Annotated in this window: 29 protein-coding genes and 1 other annotated feature (1 of these 30 running past the window's edge); of the genes, 1 reads left to right on the forward strand and 28 read right to left on the reverse strand. The window is 39.8% G+C overall.

What is annotated here, in order from left to right; genetic code table 11:
* Positions 1 to 30: 30 nt before the first annotated feature.
* The 8 genes from LG336_RS20585 to LG336_RS20620 all read right to left on the reverse strand — a co-directional run bounded on the left by LG336_RS20585 (position 31) and on the right by LG336_RS20620 (position 5,200).
* Positions 31 to 780, reverse strand: coding sequence for a class I SAM-dependent DNA methyltransferase (locus LG336_RS20585; RefSeq protein WP_404329344.1), 750 nt, complete (start codon positions 778 to 780; stop codon positions 31 to 33).
* Positions 777 to 1,133: a ribosome silencing factor gene (gene rsfS, locus LG336_RS20590; RefSeq protein WP_404329345.1), complete on the reverse strand. Its 357-nt coding sequence runs from the start codon at positions 1,131 to 1,133 to the stop codon at positions 777 to 779. The genes LG336_RS20585 and rsfS overlap by 4 nt, the downstream gene beginning before the upstream one ends.
* 4 nt (positions 1,134 to 1,137) lie before the next feature.
* Complete coding sequence (gene yqeK / locus LG336_RS20595) at positions 1,138 to 1,704, reverse strand: bis(5'-nucleosyl)-tetraphosphatase (symmetrical) YqeK (RefSeq protein ID WP_404329346.1); 567 nt, start codon at positions 1,702 to 1,704, stop codon at positions 1,138 to 1,140.
* On the reverse strand, positions 1,694 to 2,263 hold the full coding sequence (locus LG336_RS20600) for a nicotinate-nucleotide adenylyltransferase (protein WP_404329347.1): 570 nt from the start codon (positions 2,261 to 2,263) through the stop codon (positions 1,694 to 1,696). Before LG336_RS20600 ends, yqeK begins: the two co-directional genes overlap by 11 nt.
* A gap of 18 nt (positions 2,264 to 2,281) precedes the next feature.
* Positions 2,282 to 2,575 (reverse strand): ribosome assembly RNA-binding protein YhbY, encoded by a 294-nt coding sequence (yhbY, locus tag LG336_RS20605; protein ID WP_404329348.1) that lies wholly within the window; start codon positions 2,573 to 2,575, stop codon positions 2,282 to 2,284.
* Entirely contained in the window at positions 2,569 to 3,408 is an 840-nt protein-coding gene (gene aroE, locus LG336_RS20610; protein WP_404329349.1) for a shikimate dehydrogenase, read from the reverse strand. Before aroE ends, yhbY begins: the two co-directional genes overlap by 7 nt.
* A 166-nt stretch (positions 3,409 to 3,574) precedes the next feature.
* The gene (gene yqeH, locus LG336_RS20615) at positions 3,575 to 4,681 is read right to left on the reverse strand and encodes a ribosome biogenesis GTPase YqeH (protein WP_404329350.1); all 1,107 of its coding nucleotides are present in this window, start codon (positions 4,679 to 4,681) and stop codon (positions 3,575 to 3,577) included.
* Positions 4,682 to 4,684: 3 nt separating this feature from the next.
* Positions 4,685 to 5,200: a YqeG family HAD IIIA-type phosphatase gene (locus LG336_RS20620; RefSeq protein WP_404329351.1), complete on the reverse strand. Its 516-nt coding sequence runs from the start codon at positions 5,198 to 5,200 to the stop codon at positions 4,685 to 4,687.
* Positions 5,201 to 5,539: 339 nt separating this feature from the next.
* Between LG336_RS20620 and LG336_RS20625 the strand changes: the two genes are divergently transcribed.
* Positions 5,540 to 5,680 carry a sporulation histidine kinase inhibitor Sda gene (locus LG336_RS20625; protein ID WP_404329352.1) on the forward strand — a complete coding sequence of 47 codons (141 nt, stop codon included), beginning with the start codon at positions 5,540 to 5,542 and terminating at the stop codon, positions 5,678 to 5,680.
* A gap of 113 nt (positions 5,681 to 5,793) precedes the next feature.
* On the opposite strand, the gene LG336_RS20630 is transcribed toward LG336_RS20625, so the two are convergent.
* From LG336_RS20630 to alaS, 20 genes are all read right to left on the reverse strand, one after another.
* Positions 5,794 to 6,576 (reverse strand): phosphatidylserine decarboxylase, encoded by a 783-nt coding sequence (locus LG336_RS20630; protein ID WP_404329353.1) that lies wholly within the window; start codon positions 6,574 to 6,576, stop codon positions 5,794 to 5,796.
* Between the two features lie 112 nt (positions 6,577 to 6,688).
* Positions 6,689 to 8,485 (reverse strand): M3 family oligoendopeptidase, encoded by a 1,797-nt coding sequence (locus tag LG336_RS20635; protein WP_404329354.1) that lies wholly within the window; start codon positions 8,483 to 8,485, stop codon positions 6,689 to 6,691.
* A gap of 204 nt (positions 8,486 to 8,689) precedes the next feature.
* Positions 8,690 to 9,412: an RNA polymerase sporulation sigma factor SigK gene (gene sigK / locus LG336_RS20640; protein WP_404329355.1), complete on the reverse strand. Its 723-nt coding sequence runs from the start codon at positions 9,410 to 9,412 to the stop codon at positions 8,690 to 8,692.
* Between the two features lie 829 nt (positions 9,413 to 10,241).
* Positions 10,242 to 10,382, reverse strand: a complete 141-nt coding sequence (locus LG336_RS20645) for a YrzI family small protein (RefSeq protein ID WP_404329356.1) — start codon at positions 10,380 to 10,382, stop codon at positions 10,242 to 10,244.
* A 115-nt stretch (positions 10,383 to 10,497) separates the two neighbouring features.
* A complete protein-coding gene (locus LG336_RS20650; protein ID WP_404329357.1) occupies positions 10,498 to 10,638 on the reverse strand; it encodes a YrzI family small protein in 141 nt (46 codons plus the stop codon).
* 117 nt (positions 10,639 to 10,755) lie between these two features.
* Positions 10,756 to 10,902 (reverse strand): YrzI family small protein, encoded by a 147-nt coding sequence (locus LG336_RS20655; RefSeq protein WP_404329358.1) that lies wholly within the window; start codon positions 10,900 to 10,902, stop codon positions 10,756 to 10,758.
* A gap of 385 nt (positions 10,903 to 11,287) precedes the next feature.
* The gene (locus LG336_RS20660) at positions 11,288 to 11,551 is read right to left on the reverse strand and encodes a YrhC family protein (RefSeq protein ID WP_404329359.1); all 264 of its coding nucleotides are present in this window, start codon (positions 11,549 to 11,551) and stop codon (positions 11,288 to 11,290) included.
* A gap of 607 nt (positions 11,552 to 12,158) precedes the next feature.
* The gene (mtnN, locus tag LG336_RS20665; RefSeq protein ID WP_404329360.1) at positions 12,159 to 12,857 is read right to left on the reverse strand and encodes a 5'-methylthioadenosine/S-adenosylhomocysteine nucleosidase; all 699 of its coding nucleotides are present in this window, start codon (positions 12,855 to 12,857) and stop codon (positions 12,159 to 12,161) included.
* Positions 12,858 to 12,918: 61 nt separating this feature from the next.
* Positions 12,919 to 13,578: a YrrS family protein gene (locus tag LG336_RS20670; protein WP_404329361.1), complete on the reverse strand. Its 660-nt coding sequence runs from the start codon at positions 13,576 to 13,578 to the stop codon at positions 12,919 to 12,921.
* 151 nt (positions 13,579 to 13,729) lie between these two features.
* Positions 13,730 to 15,487 (reverse strand): peptidoglycan D,D-transpeptidase FtsI family protein, encoded by a 1,758-nt coding sequence (locus LG336_RS20675; protein ID WP_404329362.1) that lies wholly within the window; start codon positions 15,485 to 15,487, stop codon positions 13,730 to 13,732.
* A 64-nt stretch (positions 15,488 to 15,551) separates the two neighbouring features.
* The gene (gene greA / locus LG336_RS20680) at positions 15,552 to 16,028 is read right to left on the reverse strand and encodes a transcription elongation factor GreA (RefSeq protein WP_404329363.1); all 477 of its coding nucleotides are present in this window, start codon (positions 16,026 to 16,028) and stop codon (positions 15,552 to 15,554) included.
* A gap of 142 nt (positions 16,029 to 16,170) precedes the next feature.
* Complete coding sequence (gene udk, locus LG336_RS20685) at positions 16,171 to 16,806, reverse strand: uridine kinase (RefSeq protein WP_404329364.1); 636 nt, start codon at positions 16,804 to 16,806, stop codon at positions 16,171 to 16,173.
* A gap of 3 nt (positions 16,807 to 16,809) precedes the next feature.
* A complete protein-coding gene (locus tag LG336_RS20690) occupies positions 16,810 to 18,078 on the reverse strand; it encodes a U32 family peptidase (RefSeq protein WP_404329365.1) in 1,269 nt (422 codons plus the stop codon).
* Between the two features lie 334 nt (positions 18,079 to 18,412).
* A complete protein-coding gene (locus LG336_RS20695) occupies positions 18,413 to 19,342 on the reverse strand; it encodes a peptidase U32 family protein (protein WP_404329366.1) in 930 nt (309 codons plus the stop codon).
* Between the two features lie 6 nt (positions 19,343 to 19,348).
* Entirely contained in the window at positions 19,349 to 19,987 is a 639-nt protein-coding gene (locus LG336_RS20700) for an O-methyltransferase (RefSeq protein ID WP_404329367.1), read from the reverse strand.
* 229 nt (positions 19,988 to 20,216) lie between these two features.
* Entirely contained in the window at positions 20,217 to 21,371 is a 1,155-nt protein-coding gene (gene mltG, locus LG336_RS20705; protein ID WP_404329368.1) for an endolytic transglycosylase MltG, read from the reverse strand.
* Between the two features lie 184 nt (positions 21,372 to 21,555).
* The gene (locus LG336_RS20710) at positions 21,556 to 21,843 is read right to left on the reverse strand and encodes a DUF1292 domain-containing protein (protein ID WP_221872042.1); all 288 of its coding nucleotides are present in this window, start codon (positions 21,841 to 21,843) and stop codon (positions 21,556 to 21,558) included.
* Positions 21,844 to 21,847: 4 nt separating this feature from the next.
* A complete protein-coding gene (gene ruvX, locus LG336_RS20715) occupies positions 21,848 to 22,267 on the reverse strand; it encodes a Holliday junction resolvase RuvX (protein ID WP_404329369.1) in 420 nt (139 codons plus the stop codon).
* Positions 22,268 to 22,537: an IreB family regulatory phosphoprotein gene (locus LG336_RS20720; protein ID WP_090741157.1), complete on the reverse strand. Its 270-nt coding sequence runs from the start codon at positions 22,535 to 22,537 to the stop codon at positions 22,268 to 22,270. It lies immediately after the preceding gene.
* Positions 22,538 to 22,615: 78 nt separating this feature from the next.
* The gene (alaS, locus tag LG336_RS20725; protein WP_404329370.1) at positions 22,616 to 25,249 is read right to left on the reverse strand and encodes an alanine--tRNA ligase; all 2,634 of its coding nucleotides are present in this window, start codon (positions 25,247 to 25,249) and stop codon (positions 22,616 to 22,618) included.
* A 71-nt stretch (positions 25,250 to 25,320) separates the two neighbouring features.
* Positions 25,321 to 25,452, reverse strand: a binding site (T-box leader) (it continues 81 nt past the right edge of the window).

A 25,452-nucleotide genomic window follows, 5' to 3' on the forward strand; every position in this document is an offset into this window, starting at 1 on the left:
GTCATTCGCGGGTCCACTTACGTAATGATTTTAAGTTCTCTTCCTTGCTACGAATAAAATTCGCTCTGATTCAGGTCCTGATTCTCCCTGTTGGAAATCAGCTATTGATTCAAGAAATTCGAAACCTGCCTCTTGGAGCAGTTCGATATATTGATTTATTTCATATGTACGTTGATAGTGATATTCTTCTACGCGGTCATATTGTCCGGTTGACTCGTCGAGGACAAAAAAAGTAAGTTCATGTTCCACGCTATGTGGGGCCTCACCGGGAAAACAGTTCCATATATACGAGATTTCTTCATCATTATACGTAAAGGGTCCTTCTTGAAAGATAACATCCGTTTTGTAAATGGAGTGAACATCAAATAAAAATAATCCCCCTGGCTCTAAATGCTCAAACACCTTAGCAAAGGTTTGCTGCACATCTGCGATTTCTTGAAGATAATTGAGAGAATCGCAAAAGATCCCGATAAGGTTAAATTCCCCTAGGCCATTCAGCTCTGTCATGTCCTGATGGTAAAAAGGAATGGATAATCCATTCCTACCAGCCTTTGTCTGGGCAACTGCGAGCATATCTTCAGATAAGTCGATACCAGTCACATGAAAGCCAGCTTTGGCAAATCGAACGGAGAGTTCACCAGTTCCACATGCCAAGTCCATCATTCTTTTCCCATTCACATTATATTTTCCAGTCAGATTCGTCACCCATTCTACCCACTCATCGTAGGGAACATCCTCCATTAAGGTGTCATATAGATAGGCAAACCTCTGATAGGTCATGGAGTGAGCTCACTCTCAATGTTTTCGAGTGGAGCATCTCCCCAAAGGCGTTCAAGATTATAATAGCCTCTTTCATCACGATGGAATACGTGTGCAATGATGTCACCTAAATCAATTAAAATCCATCTTGCTTCGTCAAAACCTTCCATGCGTTTAATATCATAACCAGCTTCTTCGGCCTTGTCTTTAATCTCGCGTGCAATAGCCTGTACCTGCTTATCTGAATTTCCGTGGCAGATCATGAAAAAATCAGCTACTAATGAAATTCCTTTCATATTTAGTACTAAAATATCTTCTGCTCTTTTATCATCTGCAGCTTTTACTGCTGTTTGTAACAACTCTCGTTCGTTCATTCAATCAATCCTCCCTAAGTTTCACTAAATCATTATACGTGTAAATCGTGTCCGGATATACTGGCTGATTTTTTTTCATTAAAAACTGAATGGAATTTTTTATTGCCTGGACTAACGCTTGGTTAAGATTAGCCTTTGCAAATTCTCTTACTTCATCCACGCCAGGAAACCGTCTGCCAGGTTCTATGTAATCTGCCAAATAAATCACTTTATCGAGCAAACTCATGCCAACCCTTCCTGAAGTATGATAGCGAATGGCGTCCAGAATCTCTTCGTCATTTAGTCCAACTTCCTTTTCAACGAGAAAAGCTCCTACAGGTGCATGCCAAAGTTCACTATTAAACACTAGTAATTGCTGTTCCATCCCTTGGTCAAGAATAATCTGCTTCATTTCGTCTTTCGGACGGAATTTGGCATAATCATGAAAGATGGCTGCAAGCTCTGCCTTTTTTACATCGGCGCCATATCTTTCAGCAAGAACAATCGCTGTTTCCATGACCCCAATGGTATGTTGATAGCGATGATCCGTTAAATGTTCCTTTACAGTTTGTAACGCTCCTTCACGGTCCATATAATCCATTCTCCTCTATATAATCCCGGACCAAATCGGGCACTAAGTACCGGATTGTTCCGCCAGAATCTCTTCTCTGTCTAATCATACTGGACGACAAATCAATCGACGGTGAGTCGATTAATAGGACTTCATATTCCGTTTTATTGCTGTATCGCGGACGATTAACTCCTACAAATTTAACAAGATGTTGCAACTCATCAATTTTATGCCACTTTGGAAGGTATTCAATCATGTCCCCGCCAATGATAAAATAAAACTCATGATTCTTATGTCTATCTGTTAGGATTTTCATTGTCTCATATGTGTACGATGGCCCTTGCCGTTCCAATTCAAGCGGTTCAACAGAAAAATGAGGGTGGCCATGAATCGCTAATTCAAGCAATTGCAAACGTTGCTCATTAGAAACGTTGCCTTCTTTCTTTTTATGGGGCGGCTCTTGGTTTGGCATAAACCAGATTTCTTTTAACTCTAGCGCATGAAGCACTTCATTTGCAATGATAAGATGGCCTGCGTGCGGCGGGTTAAAAGTGCCTCCAAGAATCCCAATCTTTCCCATAGACACCTCTCCTTCCAATTAGCGAGGGAGTTCGATTTGTTTATTTTCTCGTGATTCCTTATAAAGGACAATTGTATTTCCTATCACTTGAACAAGTTCAGCCCTTGCCCCTTTTGATAATTGCTCAGCCACTGTGTCTCGGTCTTCATCACAGTTCTGTAGGATACTAATCTTTATCAATTCGCGAGCTTCTAATACATCGGAAATTTGAGCAATCATATTCTCATTGACTCCACCCTTTCCCACTTGAAAGATTGGATTCAAATGATGAGCCTTCGCCCTTAAAAACCTTTTTTGTTTTCCTGTTAGCATGAAAATCCTCCTAGTTGTTTCAAAACGTTTTCTCTCATCCGCTCGGTGTCCGGGAATATACCCGTCCATATTTCAAATGCCAGTGCTCCTTGATAGACAAACATTTCAATACCATTTTGAGTACGTGCTCCGGCGGATGATGCCTCTCTCAAAAATTTTGTTTCAAGAGGGTTGTAAATGATGTCACTTACAAAACTATCTGGTTTCAATCCTTTTAACGATAAAGGAGTCCCCTCAATTTTCGGGGCCATTCCAATTAAAGTTGTTTGGATGAGTAAGTCGTACTGTGGTAAAAGTTCTTCAGCTTTTTTTATATCAAAGACTTCAGTCTTAACAGGGAAGGGACAGGTCCTCATTAATTCTGTAGCTTTGGATGGCGTCCTGTTGCATATGTCGATTCTCTCCACACCAGCTTCAGCCATAGAAAAATAGATGCCCCTTGCTGCACCTCCTGCCCCAATCATTAGGACAGTTTGACCAGTAAGAGAGGAGATTTCCTCTTTTAACCCACGGACATACCCTCTACCATCCGTGTTATAACCAATCATCCTACCATCTTTATTTACGACAGTATTTACAGCCCCTATCGCCTTGGCCATTGGATCAATCTCATCTAGGAAAGGCATAATTTCCGTCTTATGTGGAACCGTGACATTAAAACCAACTACACCAAGTGCTTTAAGCCCATTAACTGCAGCTTCCAAGCCGTCTGAACTTACATGAAAGGGCATATAGGTTGCATCTATCCCATAAAGATCAAACAAATCGTTAATCATCACTGGAGACATCGAATGAGCGATTGGATCTCCAATTACCCCATAAAGCTTTTTCATTCCCTCTCCCCCTAAGTAATTCCATGCACCATTAGATGACACCAGATTCCACCTATTATAAGAGCGATAAAATTACTTTTTATCATATTTCTTTCTAATCTTGAGACTATGTTACTCGGCTGTTACTTTCCATCCAGGCAACGATTTGAAAAAAACATCAAATACTTTAGATTAATGATTTACGCAACATGACCTGAACACCTTTTGGCACATGAGCGGCGACCTTTGCGCCTGCTTCATTCACAGTCATCCAACCAAGACCTGAAAAAACAATATCGGTTTTAGGTTCTTTGATGTTGAATTCATATCTTACGAGTTCAGGAAACTCAGTTAACTGTTCTTCCCTTGGAGGAGTTAACATTTCCCCAACGTGGTTTTTATAAAGTTCATTCGCCTTCTCTAGCTTGGTTCGATGAATATTTAGTTCATTTGATAAGTAACAAGTAAATGACCTTCTACCACCGCTTAAATAGTCGAAGCGAGCCAATCCACCGAAAAAGAGGGTTTGTTCCTCATTTAACTGATAAACTTTCGGTTTAATCTCCTTTTTCGGAGTTATAAACTTTAAGTCCCGTTTATCTACAAAATGTGCCATCTGATGATGATTGATAATTCCTGGAGTATCGATTAGAGACTTCCCATCATCTAATGGTATTTGTATCGTATCTAGTGTCGTGCCAGGAAAATGAGAAGTTGTAATCACATCTCCCTCACCTGTTACTTCTTTAATAATTCGGTTGATAAAAGTTGATTTTCCAACATTGGTACAACCGACCACATAAACATCCTTGCCATTCCTATATTCATCGATAGCAGCTGCAGCTTCACTAATGTTCTTTCCTTTTGCTGCGCTAACTAGAAAAACATCCTTCGGTACCAAGCCCAAATCCTTAGACTCTTTTTTCATCCAATCAATCAGCTTATTCTGATTAACTGATTTCGGAAGGATGTCGGCTTTATTGCCAATTAAAATAACTGGGTTATTACCGGCAAACCTTTGGATACCTGGTAGCCAGCTCCCGTTAAAATCAAAGATATCAACAATTTTTACAATTAATGCATCTTTCTCGCCAATCCCATTTAGGATTTTTAGGAAATCGTCGTCTGTTAAACTAACATCTTGTACTTCATTATAATGTTTTAGTCGGAAACAACGTTGACATACAACAACCTCTTTTTCCAATGAGGATGAGGGTGCATAACCTAAATGTTCTGGTTCATCTGTTTGAATCTTTACGCCACAGCCTGTACATACTATTTGCTGGTCACTCAATACTTAATCCTCCCAATTCAGTTTCCCTTGTTTTCTGAATATATTCAAAAGCCTTCTTTCAATGGCACGGTTAAACTTAGTTGCTAACCCGTCCGTTTGAGCCACAGGGACAACAAGAATGGTATGAAAACCACCCCTATTCCCCCCAAACACGTCTGTCATTAATTGATCTCCAATTACGACAGTTTCCTCTTTCTTCAATCCCATATCTGCTACAGCTTTGTTAAAGGCTATAGTCATCGGCTTCTTCGCACGGTAGATATAAGGGGTAACAAGTGGGTCCGCAAATAACTTAACCCGTTCCTCATTGTTGTTTGAAACAATGGTGACAAGAATATTGTGTTTCTTCATATTTTCAAACCATTCAATGAGTCTAGGCGTGGCAGATGGACGGTCCCACTCTACAAGAGTATTGTCCAAATCGGTGATAATCCCTTTTACCCCCTTTTCTTTTAAGCTTTCCGGGGTGATTTCAAATATACTTTTTACATGCTGATCTGGCAAAAAAAGCTTTAGCACTGTATTACACCTCATTATAAATAATTGCGATTATATCATAACTAATTTTTTCCCTTGTATCAAAAATATATTAGATATAAGTAGAAATTTTTCGACATTTTTCAACTTTTTCCAAGGGTGTGGATAACTTTACTCACAATATACCGCTTGAAAGTCATATAATTTTTAATCTTATGAACAACTTAATCACAAGTTATCCACCGCTTACTGTGGATAATTAGAACGGTTGTTCTACGAGTTTAAATCTGATAGAGTAAGGGTACAAATTAATTAATAACCTACTAGTATATGTACATTAGACCTTTATTATACATTCATTTTCGGGGGTGAATGACGTAAATGCGAAAGCTTTCGGATGAATTGTTGATCGAATCTTATTACAAGGCTAGAGAACTTAAACTCAACAAAGAGTTTATTCTGTTAATAGAAACAGAAATTAAGCGTCGGTCATTAGCTCACAAAATTCGAGTTTCTTCTTAGAAACGTCCAATTGGACGTTTTTTGTTTTAATCCAAATTCTTACCTTTCGAAAGGACCTTTTAGTAGATAAGAACAAATTGGCACAGACTCCTCTCTGTGCCAATGTTCACTTCCTAGCGATTTAAGGTACCAAGCGATTCTCCCACTTTAATCGGTTTTGGAAGGTTTATCTTTTCAGCTAGATTTAAAGCGTCCTTTTCAAACAAAAGAACAACCGTTGACCCAAAGGAAAAATAGGCTATTTCTTGTCCTTTATGGAGCTCGTCTCCTTTGTGTACAGGTTCAATCGAATTGACAAACATCGCCCCTACCTTTACAACCGCTAACCTGCGATTCTCATATCCAATCTCTGTAATCGTTCGAAAATTCTTTGCAAGGGTAGCTTTCCCGTATTTAAGTCCTAGACGATTTACAGGGTAGGAACGGGTACCTAAAGTCCATTGCTTAAGCACTGTTCCAGTTACCGGGCTGTGAATCCGATGATAGTGACTAGGACTTAAGTAGAGAACCATATACTTCCCTTCTTGATAATGTTCCGCTGCTTCCCGTGAACCAAGCATTTCTGCTATCGAATACACTTTCCCTTTTACGATAATCTCATGATTAGGTTCAATTAAGCCTATGTCTTCTATTACCGCATCTACTGGACTAACAACAACATCGCTCTGCTCGGCAATTGGTCTCACACCTGGCTTAAGTCTGCGAATAAAAAAATCATGCAAGGTTGTGTAATCTTGCAATTCTTTTTCCATTTCTTCTTGATTGATGCTATAGATCTTCGCAAACGAGGGAACAACCCTTTTACTCACTCGTGAACGTGCAAATCCGCGTATCAGTGTCGAAGACCATTTTCGATTTGTTAATTCAATAAATAAACGATATAAGCTTTGAATCAAAGCAATAACCTCCGGGGTAGTAGCCCAAAATAGGAGCTAGTTTCACAAAATCCACCTTAATTTCATGAATGCCATTATATCATTTATATGGATGAGCAGACAATCATTGACTTTATTTATCGTTCGTTAGTTCAAGGAATTCCTCAACATCATTCACACACAGCTTAACAGCCTTCTCCCAGAACTCCTTTTCCGTTAAATTGACATTTAAATGCTTTTGAGCCAATTCTTCTACGGTCATTGAAGCGGTATCCTTAAGAAGCTCGATATATTTTTCCTCATAACCATCACCTGCTTCCAACGCTTGAGCATAAATGCCCAATGAAAACAAATAACCAAATGTATATGGGAAGTTGTAAAATGGAACACCCGTGATAAAAAAGTGTAGTTTGGAGGCCCAAAACAGTGGATGATAGTTTTCTAACGCTCCACCATATGCCTCAACCTGTGCATCCTCCATCAATTGATTAAGTCTTTCAACACTGATGACTCCGCTTTTTCTCTCTTCATAAAAACGTGTTTCAAACAAGAACCGCGCATGAATATTCATTAACAATGCAACAGAGCGCTGAATTTTATCCTCTAGAAGGGCAATTTTTTCTTCCTTGGTTTTAGCCTTTTTTACGGCAGCATCTGAAACAATCATCTCCGCAAAGGTTGAAGCCGTTTCCGCAACATTCATTGCATAATTACGATTGAGTAAATGTAAATCTCTCATCGCATAGGTATGGAACCCATGTCCTAATTCATGAGCAAGAGTCGATACGTTTGAAGGAGTCCCTGAATAGGTCATAAAAATCCGCGATTGACTGCTTTCCGGAAAGAATGTATGAAATCCACCAGGCGCCTTTCCTTCACGGTCTTCCGCTTCAATCCAACCTTCTTCAAAGGCCATTTGAGCAAAATCGGCCATTTGCGGGCCAAACTTTGAAAAATGGTCAATGATAAATTCTGCTCCTTCTTGATAGGTCATTTTCGTTGACGATTTTCCAAGGGGAGCATCAAGATCATACCAACTTAATTTATTCAAACCTAACAAACTGGCCTTACGCTCCAAAAATTGAACGAAAGGTTGCTTTTGATCTGAAATGGCCGACCACATGCTATCAAGTGTTTCTTTGTTCATACGGTTCATGTCTAACGGTTCCTTTAACACATCTTCCCAACCACGGTGCTTATATGTATTCAAGCGGAAGCCTGCTAAGTGATTTAAGGTTTTAGCGAAAAAGTCAGCTTTTGCACCCCAGGCTTTTTCCCATTCAAGGAACGTCTCTTGTCGAACCTTTCGATCTCCATTGGAAAATTGGTTCGCTGCCTGACCAACGGAAAGCTGCTTCACTTCGCCGTTCTCATTAAAAGAGATTTTTACCGAACTTACTAGTAGGTCATACATTTGACTCCAGCCATGGTAACCATCCGTGCTAAGAGAAGTGATCAACGCTTCCTCTTCCGCTGGTCGTTTCTCTGCAGCTCTCTCTCTTCTTTCATCCAGAACATACTGTAGTTCTTTTAGGAATGGATTTTCCATTAACTTGGACCATTCTACTTTATCGATTTTCGTTAGTCTTATATCAAATTCCAATAAAACTGTTTGGAAGTTCGCACTAAGCTCAGTAATTTTTGCTTTAAGCTCTGTGGCCTTTTTATCCTTGGTATTTTGTGCTTGTAAACAGCTTACAAATGCTCCAGCCTGCCTCAGCTGTTTTGCGGCCCTCTCAAACCCATTGATTAAGTTACTTAATTCGGTTGCTCCATTTGGTGAATTCTCAGGGTTCCACGAGCTTACAGCCTTGCGAAAACCGTCAATGTTCTTCACCGTCTCATCAAGGTGATTTTTAAACGCTTCAGAGTGACTTCCTGCCTGAAAGAAAACCTCAAGGTTCCAATTGTCTGAATATGTATGGACCATGTTCATATTTCCCCCTTTCATTTCCTATACATTATAGAGCTATTTTTTCGTCAGTGCTATATATATTCAATCCATAGTAAAGGCTGACCCTACTATCACGGATCAGCCCTTTTTTGTGCCCTTATGTCTACGCCCATCGTTCCCTATCCTGTTTATTAGGAATGCAGAAGTTTAATGCATTGTTTCTTCAAAAAAAGATTCCCATTATGATTTTGAATTTTTCCTTTTTTCCTTTTCGGCTCGGTAAAATTCATGGAACATCTTCATCAGTGCACGTTTTTCAATTCTCGAAACATAGCTTCTTGAAATCCCTAATTCTTTGGCAATTTCACGCTGTGTTTTTTCTTTTTTTAAGTCCAACCCAAACCGCCCAACAATAACCTCTTTTTCCCTTTCATCCAATACATCAATATACTGTTTGACTTTTTCAAGCTCCATATTTAGTTGAATGGTATCAAAAACATCTTCGGACTCAGACTTTAACACGTCAATGAGTGAAATTTCATTTCCCTCTTTATCCTGTCCGATGGGGTCATGAAGAGAAACATCTTTTTTCGTTTTTTTCAAAGCCCTTAGATGCATGAGGATCTCGTTTTCAATACATCTGGCCGCATAGGTTGCAAGCTTTGTTCCTTTCCCTTCTGAATAGCTTTCAATCGCTTTAATCAACCCGATTGTCCCGATTGATATTAAGTCTTCCGAGTCTTCCCCAGTGTTTTCGAACTTTTTAACTATATGCGCAACTAGCCTTAAATTGTGTTCAATTAGCATGTTACGAGCATGTGCATCTCCTTCGGCCATTAACCTTAAGTACTTTCGTTCATCTGCTGATGATAACGGTTGGGGAAATGCATTATTTTTAACGTAAGAAACAAGGAAAACAATTTCCTTTACTAAATATCCAAGTGCTGCTAATATTCCCGACACTTTTCCACCCCCCGCATATTTAGGCTTTTGCCTATAATAGATTCCTATGAAGGAAGTGTCAGGTTCGTGTATGTCCCATTAAAATCTTTTAGGATGAAATTATTCCCAATCACGAGAAGCAATAAATAAAAACAATCTTTTCCTAATAGGTTGGTTGAACAAGGTTGTTGAATTCCGGTCCAAATCAACATTAGGAAAAAGAAAAAAAGCATTAACCTTTTAGGCTAATGCTCGTTAACAATTATTTGAATCGGTAGATTTTATAGTCTTTGGTGAACCTTAGTTACCTACTCAACGCTGACTTCTGCAGCGATGATGCTCCCAATAGCACCGCATATAATCAGTCCCATTACCATTGAAAACATATTCTCCACCCCTTTATATTTCCACTTTATTCGCTATCAGTTTACCGCATTTCCAGTGTGTAAAAAGGGTTAGGGTGTGAACAAATTTTAACAATTCGTACGGTTGGTTTTTTTTCTAAAAGGCTCTTTTCTCAAACTTTGCCGATTTGGTTAATAAAGTTTAATTGGCTGTGCTATGTTTTTACCTCAAAACAGCTTAATTTGCGAGAAAATAGCTTGTAAAATATATCTTAACGCACAAATTAGCTTTACTTACGTTAAAATCGGCATTAGGATTTTAACAACATTTTTTTCGAAAACAGCCTTCTAAAAACAAGTGTTAATAGCAGTACATGCAGCGACATGAATTATCCCTCCTAATCTGGTTAGGTGGTATCCTTCTCCACCCATAACACTTCTTGACGTCTTTGCATTAAATAAATCATTGTCATTCCCACCTTTCTGTTTTTTTAATGAAAGTAAAATTAATACGGCCTAATATATTTTGCTACTCGGTCTTTATTTTCTTCATACATCTTTTCAACCACTTCATCGTGAACTGCTTCTTCTAATGAGATTTCTCGTTTTTTTATCGTAATGGTGAAAAACAGGATATTTAAAGTCATTCCATTTCACCTCCTGTCATTAACGCTGGTCATCTGTCCACTAATGCTTCCTTTATTTTCTTAACTGAGATTATCATTTTCATCCCGCCTTCCTTAAGTATGGTAAAAATATAAATTAAAGTTGACTCATATAAGAATTGATTTTTCTTTTGTTATCTTCGTATAAGTTTTCTACGACTTGATTATGCAATTCCTCTTCAAGTGTCAATTCACGCTTTTTAAGCGTAATCGTGAAAAATAAAAGATTTAAGGTCATTCTGTTTCACCTCCTAACAGCAAGAACTGTCATTGTCCACCTCTATTGCCTGCAAACCTTCAGCTAAAAAAATCATCTTCTCCACCGCCTTTCTTCTCAATTGGGTTAACTACAATATTAGAGGGGATTCTTCATTGTATAAGAGCAAACATGGCTCCTATTTTCTTCATATAAGTTTTTAACGACTTGGTTGTGCACTTCTTCTTCAAGTGAATGTTCACGTTTTTTAAGGGTTATTGTAAAAAACAAAATATTCAAGGTCATCTCGTATCACCTCCTTTTGTATATCCAAAAAATGTAAAAAAAGCCGCAGGAGAGTCCCCCTACGGCTAAAAATAGGCACAAAAATGCCGCAGGGCACGATTCTCCCTGCGGCACGGATATACTTAGTCACGAAAAAATAAACTTAAGCGATCCATTCCGATCTGGTCGAATGCGTGGATTGTTCATTTGCAATTGTCATTACTGTTCCAGCTACCGTAAATACTTCTACCCATGCGATTGTCTTCATCATTTCATTCGACCTCCTTAAGTTTGTTTTTCTTACAATGGTAATTATATCCACTGCTAAGGTATTTGTAAACCTGTTTTTTGCCTAATTTTCAAAATTGTTTTTTCACTATTTTTCTAGAATAAAAAAAACGCCCCATTAGGGACGTTTTTGATTCATTAAATATTCCTGGCCTTCTTCCGTTTGTATTAGTTTGTTTCGATAGCTTTTTGATAAGGCAAAAAAGATGATTGAGATTACTAAAAAAACAGAAGATGCAACTGTAGATATATATTTATCAACCATTACTTGTCCATCAGAAGGAATAATACTACCAATAAAGAAGAGGGACCCTACGGCAAGTAACACTATACCAAAGTTTCGGTAATCGCTCATTCTTTCAAACATTTGCTTTAAACTCAATATTCCTCACCCCTAATAGCTAGTAATCTATTATATTGTTTTACTATAATAATTTAACATAAAATTTAATTTTGCAGGACATGTAAATAGTGGAGAAAATAATACCCTTACTCGTAACAGCCACCTTAAGGACATTTTCATGGTATTGCTCAATCGTTTTTTCTTTGAGAGGTGGTCTCATGGATTTTCCTGCATGACCGAATTAGAGGTCATGTGGGGTAAATGGGCACGGTGGATTTTCCTTTCATTTCCTTTCGGCCTTTTTCCCTTGAGCGGTGGGCTCATGGACACTTTCTTCCATTCTCCAGTCGTTTTTGTCCTTGAGCGGTGCTCTCATGGACACTTTAATCCATTCTCCAATCGTTTTTGTCCTTGAGAGGTGCTCTCATAGACACTTTCATCCATTCTCCAATCGTTTTTGTCCTTGAGAGGCCCTCTCATGGACACTTTCTTTCTATTTCTCGACCGCTTTGTCCTTGAGAAGTAATGGAGAATAATAGGCCCTACGAAGTCCTTAAAAATATCGCTTCATTTCTCCAGTTTTACACCATTTTATAACAAAAAAGCGTGAACCCGAAAGGAATTCACGCCCCAAATAAAAGCTAAATTAACTATTTAAAGCCGATGTTATTTTCATCACGAGTGTGGCTGAGTTGACTGCCGCTGTATCAAGGAACTGGTCAAAAGAAACGTCCGATTCCTTCCCAGCGATATCAGATAGAGAACGAATGATCACAAAAGGAGTACCAAATTGGTAGGCCACTTGAGCAATCGCAGCTGCTTCCATCTCTACCGCCTGGAGATTAGTGAATTTTGATTTAATAAACTCACTCTGCTCAGGCTTACTAATAAAAGAATCTCCAGTAGTAATTAATCCTTTTACCACTTGGATACCTTCGATTTCCTTTGCACAAGTCTCTGCTACCTTCACAAGGCTAGCTTCTGCTTCAAATGCTGCCGGCAATTGGGGAACTTGGCCATATTCATAGCCAAAGGCCGTTACATCGACATCGTGATGACGGACATCTGTCGAAATGACCACATCCCCGACGTTTAATTCAGGATTTAATCCACCAGCCGATCCAGTATTAATTACATAGGTTGGCTTAAAGCGTTCTAAGAGGATTGCAGTGGACATCGCCGCATTCACCTTACCGATACCAGAACGCAGCAGAACAACATCATTGCCTTCAAGCGTACCGGATGTAAATTCAAAGCCTGCGATTGTTTCCTGGACTTTATTGTCGATTTTCTCTCTTAATAAGATTACTTCCTCATCCATTGCACCAATAATTGCGATTTTCATTGTCGTATCCTTTCTATCTTGTTGTTCCGTTAAGGATAGCTCTACGGAACAATGATCCTATTTATTCTGGTTTTAACTCCTCGACTTTAACAGGTTTCCAGCCCTCGCCGTCCACCCATTCAATCGCTACCCTATACTTCGGGCCTCCACCTTTATCAGAAACGGTACCTGCCGCGCTTTGCGGACCACCATTGTTTCCTAGGAACCAAACTGTCATATTTTCAACATCAATTTCAGTTGCATAAGAAATTGCCTTTAACATTTCTTGCCAATCAACAGATGCACTATCATATACAGCCTGGTGCTCACCTGTTTGGGTTGTACCTACCGGCTGCCAATCAGAATTAACAATTGTTTGTTTCACATCTGGACTGCTTCCACCCTCAGTAATAGTTGGCTCACTTACTTCTTCTTCAAGATCCTCATTCTCAGACTCCTCTTCTAAGTCTGAGGCGTCTTTCTTTTCTTCTTCCACTTTTGCTTCTTCTTCATCCTTATTGCCAGAGTCAACATCGGCTTTTTCACTATCCAATTGTTTATCTACCACAACTGCATCTGACTTTTCAGCCTCACTCTGGCCATCACCAAAAAAAATCTTTACTGTTACAAAGACAATTAACAATAAGACGATTGTAATTAAACTGTTTAGGACAAGGTTTGTCTTTCTTCTTTTAGCAAGTTTTCTCGCTCTAGAAGCCTCATCGTTTTCAAAATTACCCATTCTCCTTCACTCCCTCATTCACCGACAGTAAACCTCAAACTGATGGGTTCTTTAAAATTTAAGACTGACAACATTCTATCATGACTTTTCAGAAACATGAAGGATTTTTATCATCTCTCCTTCAGGACGGAGAACGATTGTCACCAAATAGTTAGTTCTCTTGGTCGAAGGTATAGACTTCTTTTACCATATCTGCAAATAGAGGGTTAATCCCCCCTTCGTCTGAGTGTACGCCTAGATTAACAGTGACGAGTGCATATTTGGGATTTTCATATGGAAAATATCCTGCGAACCATTTGTTATGGTTTTGCTTTTCATCCTTCATAATTCCTGTTTCTGCTGTTCCAGATTTACCTGCCACAGAGTAAGGTAATTCCTTAAACCACCGCCCAGTTCCTTCTTCATCGACGACTACCTCTCGAAGCAATTTTTGCAATTTTTGCGCGGTAAAGGGAGAAATAGAATCTCCAGGTAATTTGTTCTCATCAAACCCAAACACCTTTGATCCATTTTGATATTCCACAGATTCTACGGCCCTTACCATTTGTTTACCCCCACCGCGGGCAATCGTAGCCATCATATTGGCTATCGCAAGTGGAGTCACTCTCACTTCATGCTGCCCGATGGCGGAAAGAGCCACATAATTATTATCATCCCTAGCTTCCTCATTCTTAAAAACTCGTCCAAAGTCCTCATCTGGCAACTGTCGAAATTTCTCTGTATGAAAAACGGTACCTGTCCAGCCCACGCTTCCGGTTAAGGAAAGTTTTGCAGCATAGTCTTCAATGATTTTAGCGTCCTTTGCTTTTAACTCCTTAGCTAAATCCGCAAAGGTCCGGTTACAGCTCTTCGCAAAGCTTTGGGTAAAATTCAACTCCCCATGTTGAAAGTTCGGATCCTCTTTCCCATAAATATTTTCATTGCAATTGAACGTTCTTGACGGGAGCGTTAGACCATGATCAATGGCAGCGGCTGCTACGACCGTTTTAAAAACTGAACCTGGGATATGTTGTTTAAGCATCTGATTCTCCACGCCCAAATCCCCAAATGGATTCTTTCGATTAAGATGCGGCCTCGATACCATTGCAAGGATGTTATTGGATTCAATATCAAGTAAAACCAAGCCACCATTCTCTATCTGGTGCTTATCAACTAGATTTTCTGCCCTCTCTTGGAGGTCTTTATCAATGGTTGTTTTTATATTAATTGGATAAAAGGGATTGGCCGGTTCTGAATACTTCACGTTAATACCAAATAAAGGTGAACCGATACCGTCCACATGATATACAAGCTTTGATTTTCCTTCCCCAACTAAAAATTCATCAAAACTTTCCTCGAGTCCAGAGAGTCCTACTAGAGTTCGTGCAGAAAATTCTTTCTCACCATACCGCTCCTCTAGAAGCTTAGAATTTTCACCGGTAATTCCAATTAACTGTTCGGCTTGTGTATTTGATAGCGGATATTTTCTTTCTACCGCAAACACACCAGGAATCTTCAGTTCGTTAATGGCCGTCATTTCGCGTTCTGACAGAAGATAAGGCTCAGGATTGCCAAATGCTATTGGACCATCAGCACCCTCTATGCTTTCAAGGATCTCTCGTTCTGAAACCCCAATTGCTGAAGCCACTTCCTCTACTGGCCATTCTAAATAGTTTAAGAAAGGAAAAAGAATTAAAACAGGAATTCTTTCATAGATTAAAGGCTTTCCTGAACGGTCAAGAAAATTTCCTCTCCCGTTGTCAATGACCATTTCCTGAGTCCTCTGGCTTACACTTCCTTCAAGCAAATTAATGCCATACTTTGAAAATGACTCTGTTGAAATAAGCTGAATTTGTGCCAATCTCGCCACAAGGACCATGATACCAACCATACATATGACTAACCATACCCTTAACCTTCGCCTTTGCATAAAAAAACACCTCGTCAAAAGTGTTGACGAGGTTAGGGTTTTTCAAACAGGTTCTATTCGATTATTACTTGATAGAAGTAATCTTTACAGCCATTTCGCCACCAGGAGTTTGGACAGTTACTTCGTCCCCAACTTTTTTCCCAAGCAGGCTTTTGGCAATAGGAGAATCATTTGAGATTTTTCCTTCGAAAGGATCCGCTTCTGCACTACCGACAATGGAATAAGATTCTTCTTCCCCATCAGGCAATTCGATAAAAGTAACAGTACTTCCAAGGTTCACTTCATCAACGCTTGTCTCATCTTCTTTAATAATTTTAGCGTTACGAATCATATTCTCAATCGTCGTGATTCGTCCTTCAACAAAGGCTTGTTCTTCCTTTGCGGAATCATACTCTGAGTTTTCGGAAAGGTCTCCAAAACTGCGAGCAATCTTTATTCTTTCAACCACTTCTTTACGTTTAACCGTTTTCAATTGTTCTAATTCTTGTTCTAATTTTTGCTTTCCGGCTAATGTCATCGGAAAAACTTTCTCTGCTGCCATAATCCTTCACTCCTTCTAATCTTTCGCAAATTCCCCAATTAATTTTAATATAGTATGTAGGGTCTTTTTTAAATATACAGTAGCGCGTCCTTAAAATAAGGGCGCGCACTTTACATTATATAATCTTTTATCTGCTATTGTGTCACAAAAACGATTTTTGTTCAAGAATTGTTTGGATTTTTGTTACCATTAAATCAATTGCAACGTAGTTATGCCCACCCTCTGGGATAATGATATCCGCATATCGCTTTGTTGGCTCTATGAATTGGTTATGCATCGGCCGAACTACATTCACATACTGCTCAATAACAGAATCCATTGACCGCCCACGCTCTTTGATATCACGGAGCAATCTGCGGACAATTCGTAAATCTGCATCTGTATCGACAAACAACTTGATATCCATTAAGTCCCGAAGGCGCTCATCCTCAAGAATAAGAATGCCTTCAAGTATAATGACATCCTTTGGTTCAACGTGAATCGTCTCCGATGAGCGCGTATGCATTGTATAATCATAAACAGGCTTCTCCACTGGTTCATATTGAAGCAGTGCATGTAAATGTTCAATTAGTAAGTCGTTATCAAAGGCTAGTGGATGATCATAATTTGTTTTCAATCGTTCTTCTAGGGGAAGATGACTCTGATCTTTGTAATAATAATCTTGTTCAAGCATCAAAATCGAATGCCCTTTGAAGGTCTCATAAATTGACTTCGTTACACTAGTTTTTCCAGAGCCTGAACCTCCGGCAACCCCAATTACAACAGGCTTGCGTGTCATTATTTAGTTCTCCTTTCGCATCATGTTGTAAGGGTAGACAGGCTTGTCCATCTTAAACTTGACAATCTGAAGTGGGTGGCGGGCCGCATCAAGCTCATTTCCATCTTCGTCCCAAATTTTTTCAATCACATAATTAAAGTTTTCAATCTCAGGACCGAAGAACTCCACTTCATCTCCAGGCTTGAAATAGTTTCTTTGCTGCAAAGTAACAATATTCGTTTCTGCATCATAGTCGAGAACCATTCCGACAAAATCAAAGGTTGTCTTTTTGCTATGGTTTCCAAACATTTGCTCTTTATACCCAGGAACTCCCTCGAAGAAGGCTGTTGCCGTTTCGCGGTTCGCACACTTATCTAATTCTTCTAACCATTCCTGTTTAATTTTAAAATTATCTGGGTCGGCACAATATGCGTCAATTACCTTCCGATATACACTAACAACCGTTGCAATATAATGAATCGATTTCATTCGGCCTTCAACCTTAAGGCTATCAATACCAATTTCAATCATGCGTGGGATCGATTCAATTAATTTTAGGTCTTTCGGGCTCATTGCAAATGGAGCATCTTCTTCACCGGTTAACGGTGTTTCTGATGCACCGTCAAGCTGGTATAGGTCATAATCCCAACGGCAAGATTGACAGCAACCTCCGCGGTTTGAATCACGAGCTGTCATGTGGTTACTTAACGTACAGCGTCCTGAATAGGCAATACACATGGCACCGTGAACAAAGGTTTCGATTTCGATATCAACTTTTTCTTTCATTTCCTGGATTTCCTCGGCGCTTGTTTCTCGAGCTAGAACGACCCTTTCAAGTCCTTCTTCCTTCCAAAACTTTACCGCTTTCCAGTTTGATAGAGATTGCTGTGTACTTAGATGGACCTCAATTTCAGGGGCTACTCTACGACAAGTTTCAATAATAAGCGGGTCAGCAACAATAATCCCATGCACTCCTGCTTCTTTTAAACCTAGTAGGTAGTCATCTAAGCCATCAATGTTTTCGTTATGAGCAAAGATATTGGTTGTAACATAAATTTTGGCTCCGTATTGTTTTGCGAACTCTACGCCTTCTTTCATTTCTTCAAACGTAAAGTTATCTGCATTTGAACGAAGTCCATATTCTTGTCCGCCAATAAAAACAGCATCCGCACCATAGCGGACTGCGATTTTTAATTTTTCAAGATTACCGGCTGGAGCTAATAGTTCCGGCTTTTTAACAATGACACGCTTACCGTTCACAATTTGTGAAATACTCTCTTTCACTGCTGTCATCGCGTTTCCTCCTTTAACCATGCTTCAAGGCACGGTGCTTTTTATAAAATAAGAAAATATAAAGTTTTAACTTAGAGAATTGTCCAGCTCCAGCGCCCTAGCGGCTAGTGTCCTTCGCTCTCCAAGTAAAAATCGGCTTTTGGATTTTTACCGCCCTACGATTGCGTCAACATCGAATCGCCTCCGGCTCTTCGTGTTGTCTAGCTGCAGCGGCTAACTCCTCAGGTCATAAGCCACCCCGGAATTGAACAAGCCGCTTCCGCTTTTCATTTTCCTTTATCTCAGTTGGAGCGCTCCAGGCCATACACCGCTGAACAGGGCACTTCCGCTTTTCTTAATAGACTGTTTCTTTAAAGAAAAACCCTGTATCTAATGGACGGTTTTCAGGTTGAAGTTCTTCCGCTTCCGCGAGCAAATCGTCCTTCACATCGTCATACTGGTCTGGATCTTCGACTGCAAGGTCAATTGTTTTTCGGTATAGTGCTGTAACAGCAACTAAATAATCGATGTCTTTCAAAATCCCATCAATTTTAAAGGAATCCACCCCGGCCTCAATCATTTCCTGAAGCTCATCAATAATACAAATATCATTAGGGCTCATAATATGTGTTCCGTTTTCATCTTCAAAGATTGGGTATTTATTACTACGCTCTTCGTCATGAAGGAACATATTTCGTTGTTCTTTTCTGTTTTCAATTTCCAGAGCCTTGCCTTGGTATTCAAAATAATTCCCAAGAAGCGAACGTTTTGATTGAAACATACAAGTCATTCCATGAACCTGTACTTCAATTTCCACTTCAGCGTTCTCTTTGATTTCCACGATTGCGTCCATGCTGAGTTCACGTGCAAGCACAGCACGCTTGGCACCCTTTCTTCCCCAGTAATTGCAGGTATACCAGTTTGTAGCTGTTGTCTCTGTATTCCAGTGAAGCTTCATATCCGGAGCTGTTTCTCGGGCAGCCATAAGGACAGCCGGGTCTCCAAAGACAATCCCATCCGCATTCACTTCTTTTAAAAACGCAATATAATCATTCAATAGTTCAATTTTTTCATTGTGGAAAATTGCATTCATCGCAACATAAACTTTTTTCCCTTTTGAATGCGCTAGTTCAATGGTCTTTTTCACATCATCAGCATTAAACTCACCAGCTAAACGGAGACCGAATTTTTGTTCTCCAATTATAAAAGCATCCGCACCAGCTTCAATTAAAGGAAGGATATCTTCAACCTTTGTTGGTGTTACTAATAATTCTGGTTTCTTCACCCTATTTCACCTCTTCACACTAATTGCTACACCATCGCCCACAGGGAGAATGACTGTGTCATAATCCGGATTGCTCATGAGCCATTTATTAAAGTCATCGATTTTTTTTACAAGATTACGGATTCGTTTATTGGGCGAGTCCTGTGTGGCTACAAGCCCTTTAAAAAGAACATTATCCGTGACTACAATTCCACCAGGCTTTAGAAAAGCTGAGTACATTTCAAAAAAGCGTTTATATTGGCCTTTGGCTGCATCAATAAAGATGGCATCATATGGCCCGTGCTGACTAGCTTGCTTCTCAGTCTCAAGTGCATCACCGAAAATGATTGAAATCTGTGACCCTTTTCCGGCCTTCTCAATATAAACCATTGCTTTCGCCAGACGTTCTTCATCTCGTTCAATTGTGACAATTTTTGCATTTGGGAGCGCATAAGCCATTCTTAGCGCAGAATAACCGATTGCGGTGCCAACCTCTAGGATGGTTTCTGCTTTTTGAATTTTTAAAATTTGTAGCATTGCTTCAATTCCAGCGGCTTCCATGATGGGAACTTGATGCTCTTTTGCATACTCTTCCATCTCAGCCAAAACACCCGAACGAGCGGGAATAAGCAAATCAATATATTCCTGCAGCTGTTCATTTATCACGCTGCAAATCACCTCTATTCATAGAGCACTCTTCCTTTATTCTCTGTCTAAACATGAAAAAATAGCGTTAACAGCTAGAAGAAGAAAACAATGGCAAACCCGTGCCGTCTAGTTCATCCTCCACACACTGTAAAATACGCTATTACTACGCCTATGAAAAACACTTGAACTATTTTAACATAAAGAACGGAGAAATGCTAATCCCTTGCATTCCCCCGTACATTGTTAATTATTGGTTTGTAATATGCTCCGCTTTTTTACGATTATGCTCGTCGAGCGTATCAGAGAAAAGAACATCTCCCGAAGGAGTAGCAAGAAAGTACAATGAATCAATATCAGCAGGATTTAAAGCAGCTTCAATCGACATTGTCCCTGAATTCGCAATTGGTCCTGGTGGTAAACCATAGATTTGGTACGTGTTATATGGTGAATCAATCTCTAAGTCCTTATAATACACTCTATCCTTATGTTCCCCGTGTGCATAGAGAACAGTCGGGTCTGTTTGTAGCTTCATTCCCGTTTCAATTCGATTATAGAATACACTAGAAATTTGCGCTCGATCGACGCTCTCGGTTGCCTCTTCTTCAATTAACGAAGATAATGTCAACAATTCATGAACGCTAAGTCCTTTTTCTTCTGCTTGTGGAACATACTCCAAAATGACAGAACGTGTTTTATCAAGCATAGCTGTAACAATCTCTTCTAGCGAAGGATTCTCTTCATAAAAAGGATAGGTTGCAGGGAATAAATAGCCCTCAAGTGGATACTTCACTTGTTCATCTACTATCTTTTCAGTTAAAATATCTGGATATTTTTCCATTAAAGTCGCTAAAAACTCTTGATCATTCAGTTCCTCTAGAACTTTTTCTTGCTCCCGATTGGTTTTTTCAGCAATAATTTGCGCAATTTGCGTTAGTTGTTTTCCTTCTGGAATGGTAATTTGAAAGACAACTTCCTGCATGACACTTCCTGTTTTAATTGCTTCAATAACCTCCGCTAAGGTCATTGATGGTTTTAGATTATATTCACCAGCCATAAAGCCAGATTCATTTTTAAATTTTACATAATACTTAAAGACATTCGCATCACGGATAATTCCATTGTCCTCAAGAATCTGACCAATCCCTGTTGCAGTAGAGCCAATCGGAATCTCAACTTTGACTTCTTCTTTGCTTGTTTCATCAACAGGCAATAAAGCATTTTTAATATAAAAATAGCCTCCGCCAGCTAGGCCGGCAAACAAGAGGACCAATACAATCGTTAAAACAAAGACAATCCTACGCACGACCTTAGCCTCACTAAGTTGTTCTGCTAATTTTTCATTTATCATCTTTTTTCTTTCGCTTTTGTCCAGACTTTGGTTGTTCTTTTTTTCCTTAGTCATCGTTTCCCCCCTGGGTGACTTCTTAGCTAATGTAATATCTCGGATTATTATACTATATTTCGCCTATCAAGTCGCAAAAAACCACAAGAAAACTCTTTTTTCGGCAAAATTCTTTAAAATCAACAAGAAAAAACCAGGATTTCTTCATCCTGGTTTTTTCTATCATAAATAAAATGTTCTGTTTTTATTCTTCGTCTTGCTCTGCAAGGAAGGTTTCGAGCATTTCTTCGATCATATCCCACTCTTCGTCGGATTCGATTGGCATTAACTCTCCATCTTGTCCATCCTCTGTAGGTGTGAAGGAAGAAGCATGAATTTCAATTTCTTCTTCATCGTCTTCTTCTGCACCAATTGGGTAATATAAAACATACGACTTTCCAAATTCTTCTGAGTCAAAGGTAAACAGCACTTCACAAAGCTGTTCATTTCCGTTTTCATCTACTACTGTAATATTGTTTTCACCATGATCCATTTTATCACCTCATTGAACTATTAAGATAGCCTTGCAGGATCATCACTGCAGCCATCTTGTCGATCACTTGCTTTCGTTTCTTCCTACTTACATCTGCTTCAAGTAAAACTCGTTCTGCAGCCATTGTTGTTAGACGCTCGTCCCAAAGAATGGTAGGAACACCGAATAGATTCTCAATTTCTGTTGCATATTTCTGACATGCCTCACCACGCGGTCCAATTGTTCCATTCATATTTTTAGGAAGCCCGACAACCACTTTGTCTACATTATACTCTTTTATCAGGTTGCCTAATCGTTCAAAACCAAACTCATTTTTATCTTCATTGATTTTAAGCGTTTCAAGACCTTGTGCCGTCCAACCAAGTTCATCACTCAAGGCAATCCCGACTGTCTTGGTTCCGACATCCAATCCCATTATGCGCATTTATTGTCCCTCTCGAGAACGTTTTAAATAAGACTTTACTAGCTCTTCAATGATTTCGTCACGTTCTAGCTTTCTGATGATATTCCGGGCATCACGATGGCGAGGAATATAAGCCGGATCACCAGATAAGAGATAGCCAACGATTTGGTTAATCGGGTTGTACCCTTTTTCCTGAAGTGCTTCGTACACCTCGAAAAGCACGTCATTTACATCATGCTCAAACGGCTCTTCAGGGAAATTAAATTTCATCGTTTTATCGAAAGAACTCATCGAATGCACCTCACTTTTTTCGTTAAAGGTAAAAATAATAGCTTGTTACCTACCATTCTACACTACTTGACCTTTATATCAAATTGATTTCACCCAATCTTCAACAATTTGCAAAGCATTGTCGAGTTTTGCTGGATCCTTACCGCCCGCTTGGGCCATATCCGGACGGCCACCGCCGCCACCGCCACAAACGCTAGCTGCTTCTTTCACCAATTTGCCAGCATGGAATCCTTTTTCAATTAAATCTTTGGTCACGCCTGCTATCAAATTCACCTTACCATTGTCTGCACTACCAAGCAAGATTACCGCAGAACCTAGCTTTTGCTTCAAATCATCTGCCATATTTCTTAGGCTATTCATATCTGCCGCTTGAACCCTCGCAGCAATTACAGGGACTCCATTGATTTCCTTAACCTTCGATGCAAGGCTTCCTGCTTCAATATTACCCAATTTCGCTGCCAACGATTCATTTTCACGCTGCAAGTGTTTAGCTTCAGCTAAAATCGTGTCAATTCTAGAAGGTACATCCTTTGGTGATGTCTTCAACTTTAAAGCAGCACTCTTAAGGATCGCAAGTTGGTCATTTAAAGCTTTATAAGCCGCTTCACCTGTGACGGCTTCAATCCTTCTAGTACCTGCACCAATCCCACTCTCAGAGGCGATTTTAAACAAACCAATTACGGAAGTATTTGGTACATGACAGCCTCCACAAAGCTCTAGACTATAGTCCCCTACTTGAACAACCCGGACAATGTCTCCGTATTTTTCTCCAAAGAGAGCCATGGCCCCCATCGCTTTTGCCTCAGCAATTGGCTTGAAATCAGTATTAACCGCAATACTTTGCCAGATTTTTTCATTCACAATTGCTTCAATCTTTTCTAGTTCTTCTTCGGTAATCTGCCCAAAGTGTGAGAAGTCAAAGCGTAGACGGTCAGGCTCTACTAGTGATCCAGCTTGATTGACATGTGTTCCGAGAACATCCTTTAATGCTTGATGCAAAAGGTGAGTAGCTGTGTGATTCTTGATAATTTGTGTGCGGTTGTTAGCATCGACCTTAGCGATAATACTAGAGTCTTGTGTAAAAGTACCGGTCTCAACCACAGCATGGTGCAGATTCTGTCCATTTGGCGCTTTTTGGACATCCTTTACAGCAATCCTTAAGCCTTCCGCTTCAATCGTCCCTTTGTCTGCAATTTGTCCACCACTTTCAGCATAGAAAGGTGTTTCATCAAGAATAAAATGGAATTCTTCCCCAGCAGTTGCTTGTTGTGCTAACTGACCATCCTTAATAATTGCGACAACACTCGCTTTTGTTTCAAGGGTGTCATATCCGACAAATTTACTAGGTGCAGTAATCTCACCAAGAATACCACCTTGTACCTGCATCGAACCGACATCTTGACGTGCAGAACGGGCACGCTCACGCTGAAGCTCCATCTCTTTCTCAAATCCTTGATGGTCGACCTTCATTCCTTCATCTGCTGCATATTCTTCTGTTAATTCCACAGGGAATCCATACGTGTCATACAAACGGAAGATGTCAGCACCTTGTACAGTATCACTTCCTTTTGCTTTCTCGTTCTTAATTAGCTCAGACAAGATAGCAAGCCCTTCATGAAGCGTTTCATGGAAACGGTCTTCCTCATTCTTGATGACCTTTGCAATAAATTCCTCTTTCTCTTTTACTTGTGGGTAAAAATCTTGCATGATTTCGCCAACAACCGGAACAAGTTCAAACATAAATGGACGGTTAATATTTAACTTCTTTGCATATCGTACTGCACGACGGAGTAATCGACGAAGGACATATCCTCGGCCTTCGTTAGAAGGTAAAGCACCATCTCCAACAGCAAAAGCAACGGTACGAATATGGTCAGCAATGACCTTAAATGCAGTATCTTTATCATTTGTAACGCGATATTTTTCACCAGAGATTTCCTCAGTAGCCTTTATGATTGGCATGAAGAGGTCGGTATCAAAGTTTGTTGGTACACCTTGGATGACTGAAGCCATCCGTTCAAGCCCCATACCGGTATCAATGTTTTTCTTTGGAAGTGGAGTATATGTACCGTCCGGATTATGATTAAACTCAGAAAACACCAAGTTCCAAACTTCTAGATAGCGATCGTTTTCTCCACCAGGATAAAGCTCAGGATCCTCTGGGTTATCCCCATATTCTGGTCCGCGATCATAAAATATTTCTGTATTTGGTCCACTTGGGCCTTCCCCGATATCCCAGAAGTTCCCTTCAAGACGAATAATACGTTCTGCCGGAATCCCAATTTTTTTCCTCCAAATGTCATATGCTTCTTCATCTTCTGGGTGGATGGTTACGGAAAGCTTGTCTTTTTCAAAGCCAATCCATTTTTCATCTGTTAAAAACTCCCATGCCCACTCGATTGCTTCTACCTTAAAATAATCACCGATGGAGAAGTTTCCAAGCATTTCAAAGAATGTGTGATGGCGCGCAGTCTTTCCAACGTTTTCAATATCATTGGTACGGATGGACTTTTGCGCATTAGTAATCCGTGGATTTTCAGGGATGACACGACCATCAAAATATTTCTTTAAGGTCGCTACCCCGCTGTTGATCCATAATAATGTTGGGTCATCATGGGGAACAAGTGGTGCACTTGGCTCCACGGCATGACCTTTTTCTTTAAAAAAATCTAAAAACAATTTCCGAACTTCTGAGCCAGTAAGCTGTTTCATATATATCCTCCTTCATGTATTTAAAAATATAGTTTTAGGTTTGAAGGCAAACAAAAAAGCCCCCATCCCTGGACAGGGACGAGAGCTAACTCGCGGTACCACCCTGATTATGAACGTAAAAATACACATTCATCTCTCAAATTGCCTTAACGCGGCATTACGGCAGTGTTTAGCTGCACTCCAGATTAGCCTTCTGTTGCTCT

Source organism: Mesobacillus maritimus (assembly GCF_044803185.1).
Lineage (GTDB): Bacteria > Bacillota > Bacilli > Bacillales > Cytobacillaceae > Mesobacillus_B > Mesobacillus_B maritimus_B.

Coding starts and splice junctions, on each gene's coding strand:
- LG336_RS20585 (WP_404329344.1), bottom strand. CDS start 780: ATGACCTATCAGAGGTTTGCCTATCTATATGACACCTTAATGGAGGAT.
- rsfS (WP_404329345.1), bottom strand. CDS start 1,133: ATGAACGAACGAGAGTTGTTACAAACAGCAGTAAAAGCTGCAGATGAT.
- yqeK (WP_404329346.1), bottom strand. CDS start 1,704: ATGGACCGTGAAGGAGCGTTACAAACTGTAAAGGAACATTTAACGGAT.
- LG336_RS20600 (WP_404329347.1), bottom strand. CDS start 2,263: ATGGGAAAGATTGGGATTCTTGGAGGCACTTTTAACCCGCCGCACGCA.
- yhbY (WP_404329348.1), bottom strand. CDS start 2,575: ATGCTAACAGGAAAACAAAAAAGGTTTTTAAGGGCGAAGGCTCATCAT.
- aroE (WP_404329349.1), bottom strand. CDS start 3,408: ATGAAAAAGCTTTATGGGGTAATTGGAGATCCAATCGCTCATTCGATG.
- LG336_RS20625 (WP_404329352.1), top strand. CDS start 5,540: ATGCGAAAGCTTTCGGATGAATTGTTGATCGAATCTTATTACAAGGCT.
- LG336_RS20635 (WP_404329354.1), bottom strand. CDS start 8,485: ATGGTCCATACATATTCAGACAATTGGAACCTTGAGGTTTTCTTTCAG.
- LG336_RS20645 (WP_404329356.1), bottom strand. CDS start 10,382: ATGACTTTAAATATCCTGTTTTTCACCATTACGATAAAAAAACGAGAA.
- LG336_RS20650 (WP_404329357.1), bottom strand. CDS start 10,638: ATGACCTTAAATCTTTTATTTTTCACGATTACGCTTAAAAAGCGTGAA.
- LG336_RS20655 (WP_404329358.1), bottom strand. CDS start 10,902: ATGACCTTGAATATTTTGTTTTTTACAATAACCCTTAAAAAACGTGAA.
- mtnN (WP_404329360.1), bottom strand. CDS start 12,857: ATGAAAATCGCAATTATTGGTGCAATGGATGAGGAAGTAATCTTATTA.
- LG336_RS20670 (WP_404329361.1), bottom strand. CDS start 13,578: ATGGGTAATTTTGAAAACGATGAGGCTTCTAGAGCGAGAAAACTTGCT.
- LG336_RS20675 (WP_404329362.1), bottom strand. CDS start 15,487: ATGCAAAGGCGAAGGTTAAGGGTATGGTTAGTCATATGTATGGTTGGT.
- greA (WP_404329363.1), bottom strand. CDS start 16,028: ATGGCAGCAGAGAAAGTTTTTCCGATGACATTAGCCGGAAAGCAAAAA.
- udk (WP_404329364.1), bottom strand. CDS start 16,806: ATGACACGCAAGCCTGTTGTAATTGGGGTTGCCGGAGGTTCAGGCTCT.
- LG336_RS20690 (WP_404329365.1), bottom strand. CDS start 18,078: ATGACAGCAGTGAAAGAGAGTATTTCACAAATTGTGAACGGTAAGCGT.
- mltG (WP_404329368.1), bottom strand. CDS start 21,371: ATGACTAAGGAAAAAAAGAACAACCAAAGTCTGGACAAAAGCGAAAGA.
- LG336_RS20710 (WP_221872042.1), bottom strand. CDS start 21,843: ATGGATCATGGTGAAAACAATATTACAGTAGTAGATGAAAACGGAAAT.
- ruvX (WP_404329369.1), bottom strand. CDS start 22,267: ATGCGCATAATGGGATTGGATGTCGGAACCAAGACAGTCGGGATTGCC.
- LG336_RS20720 (WP_090741157.1), bottom strand. CDS start 22,537: ATGAGTTCTTTCGATAAAACGATGAAATTTAATTTCCCTGAAGAGCCG.
- alaS (WP_404329370.1), bottom strand. CDS start 25,249: ATGAAACAGCTTACTGGCTCAGAAGTTCGGAAATTGTTTTTAGATTTT.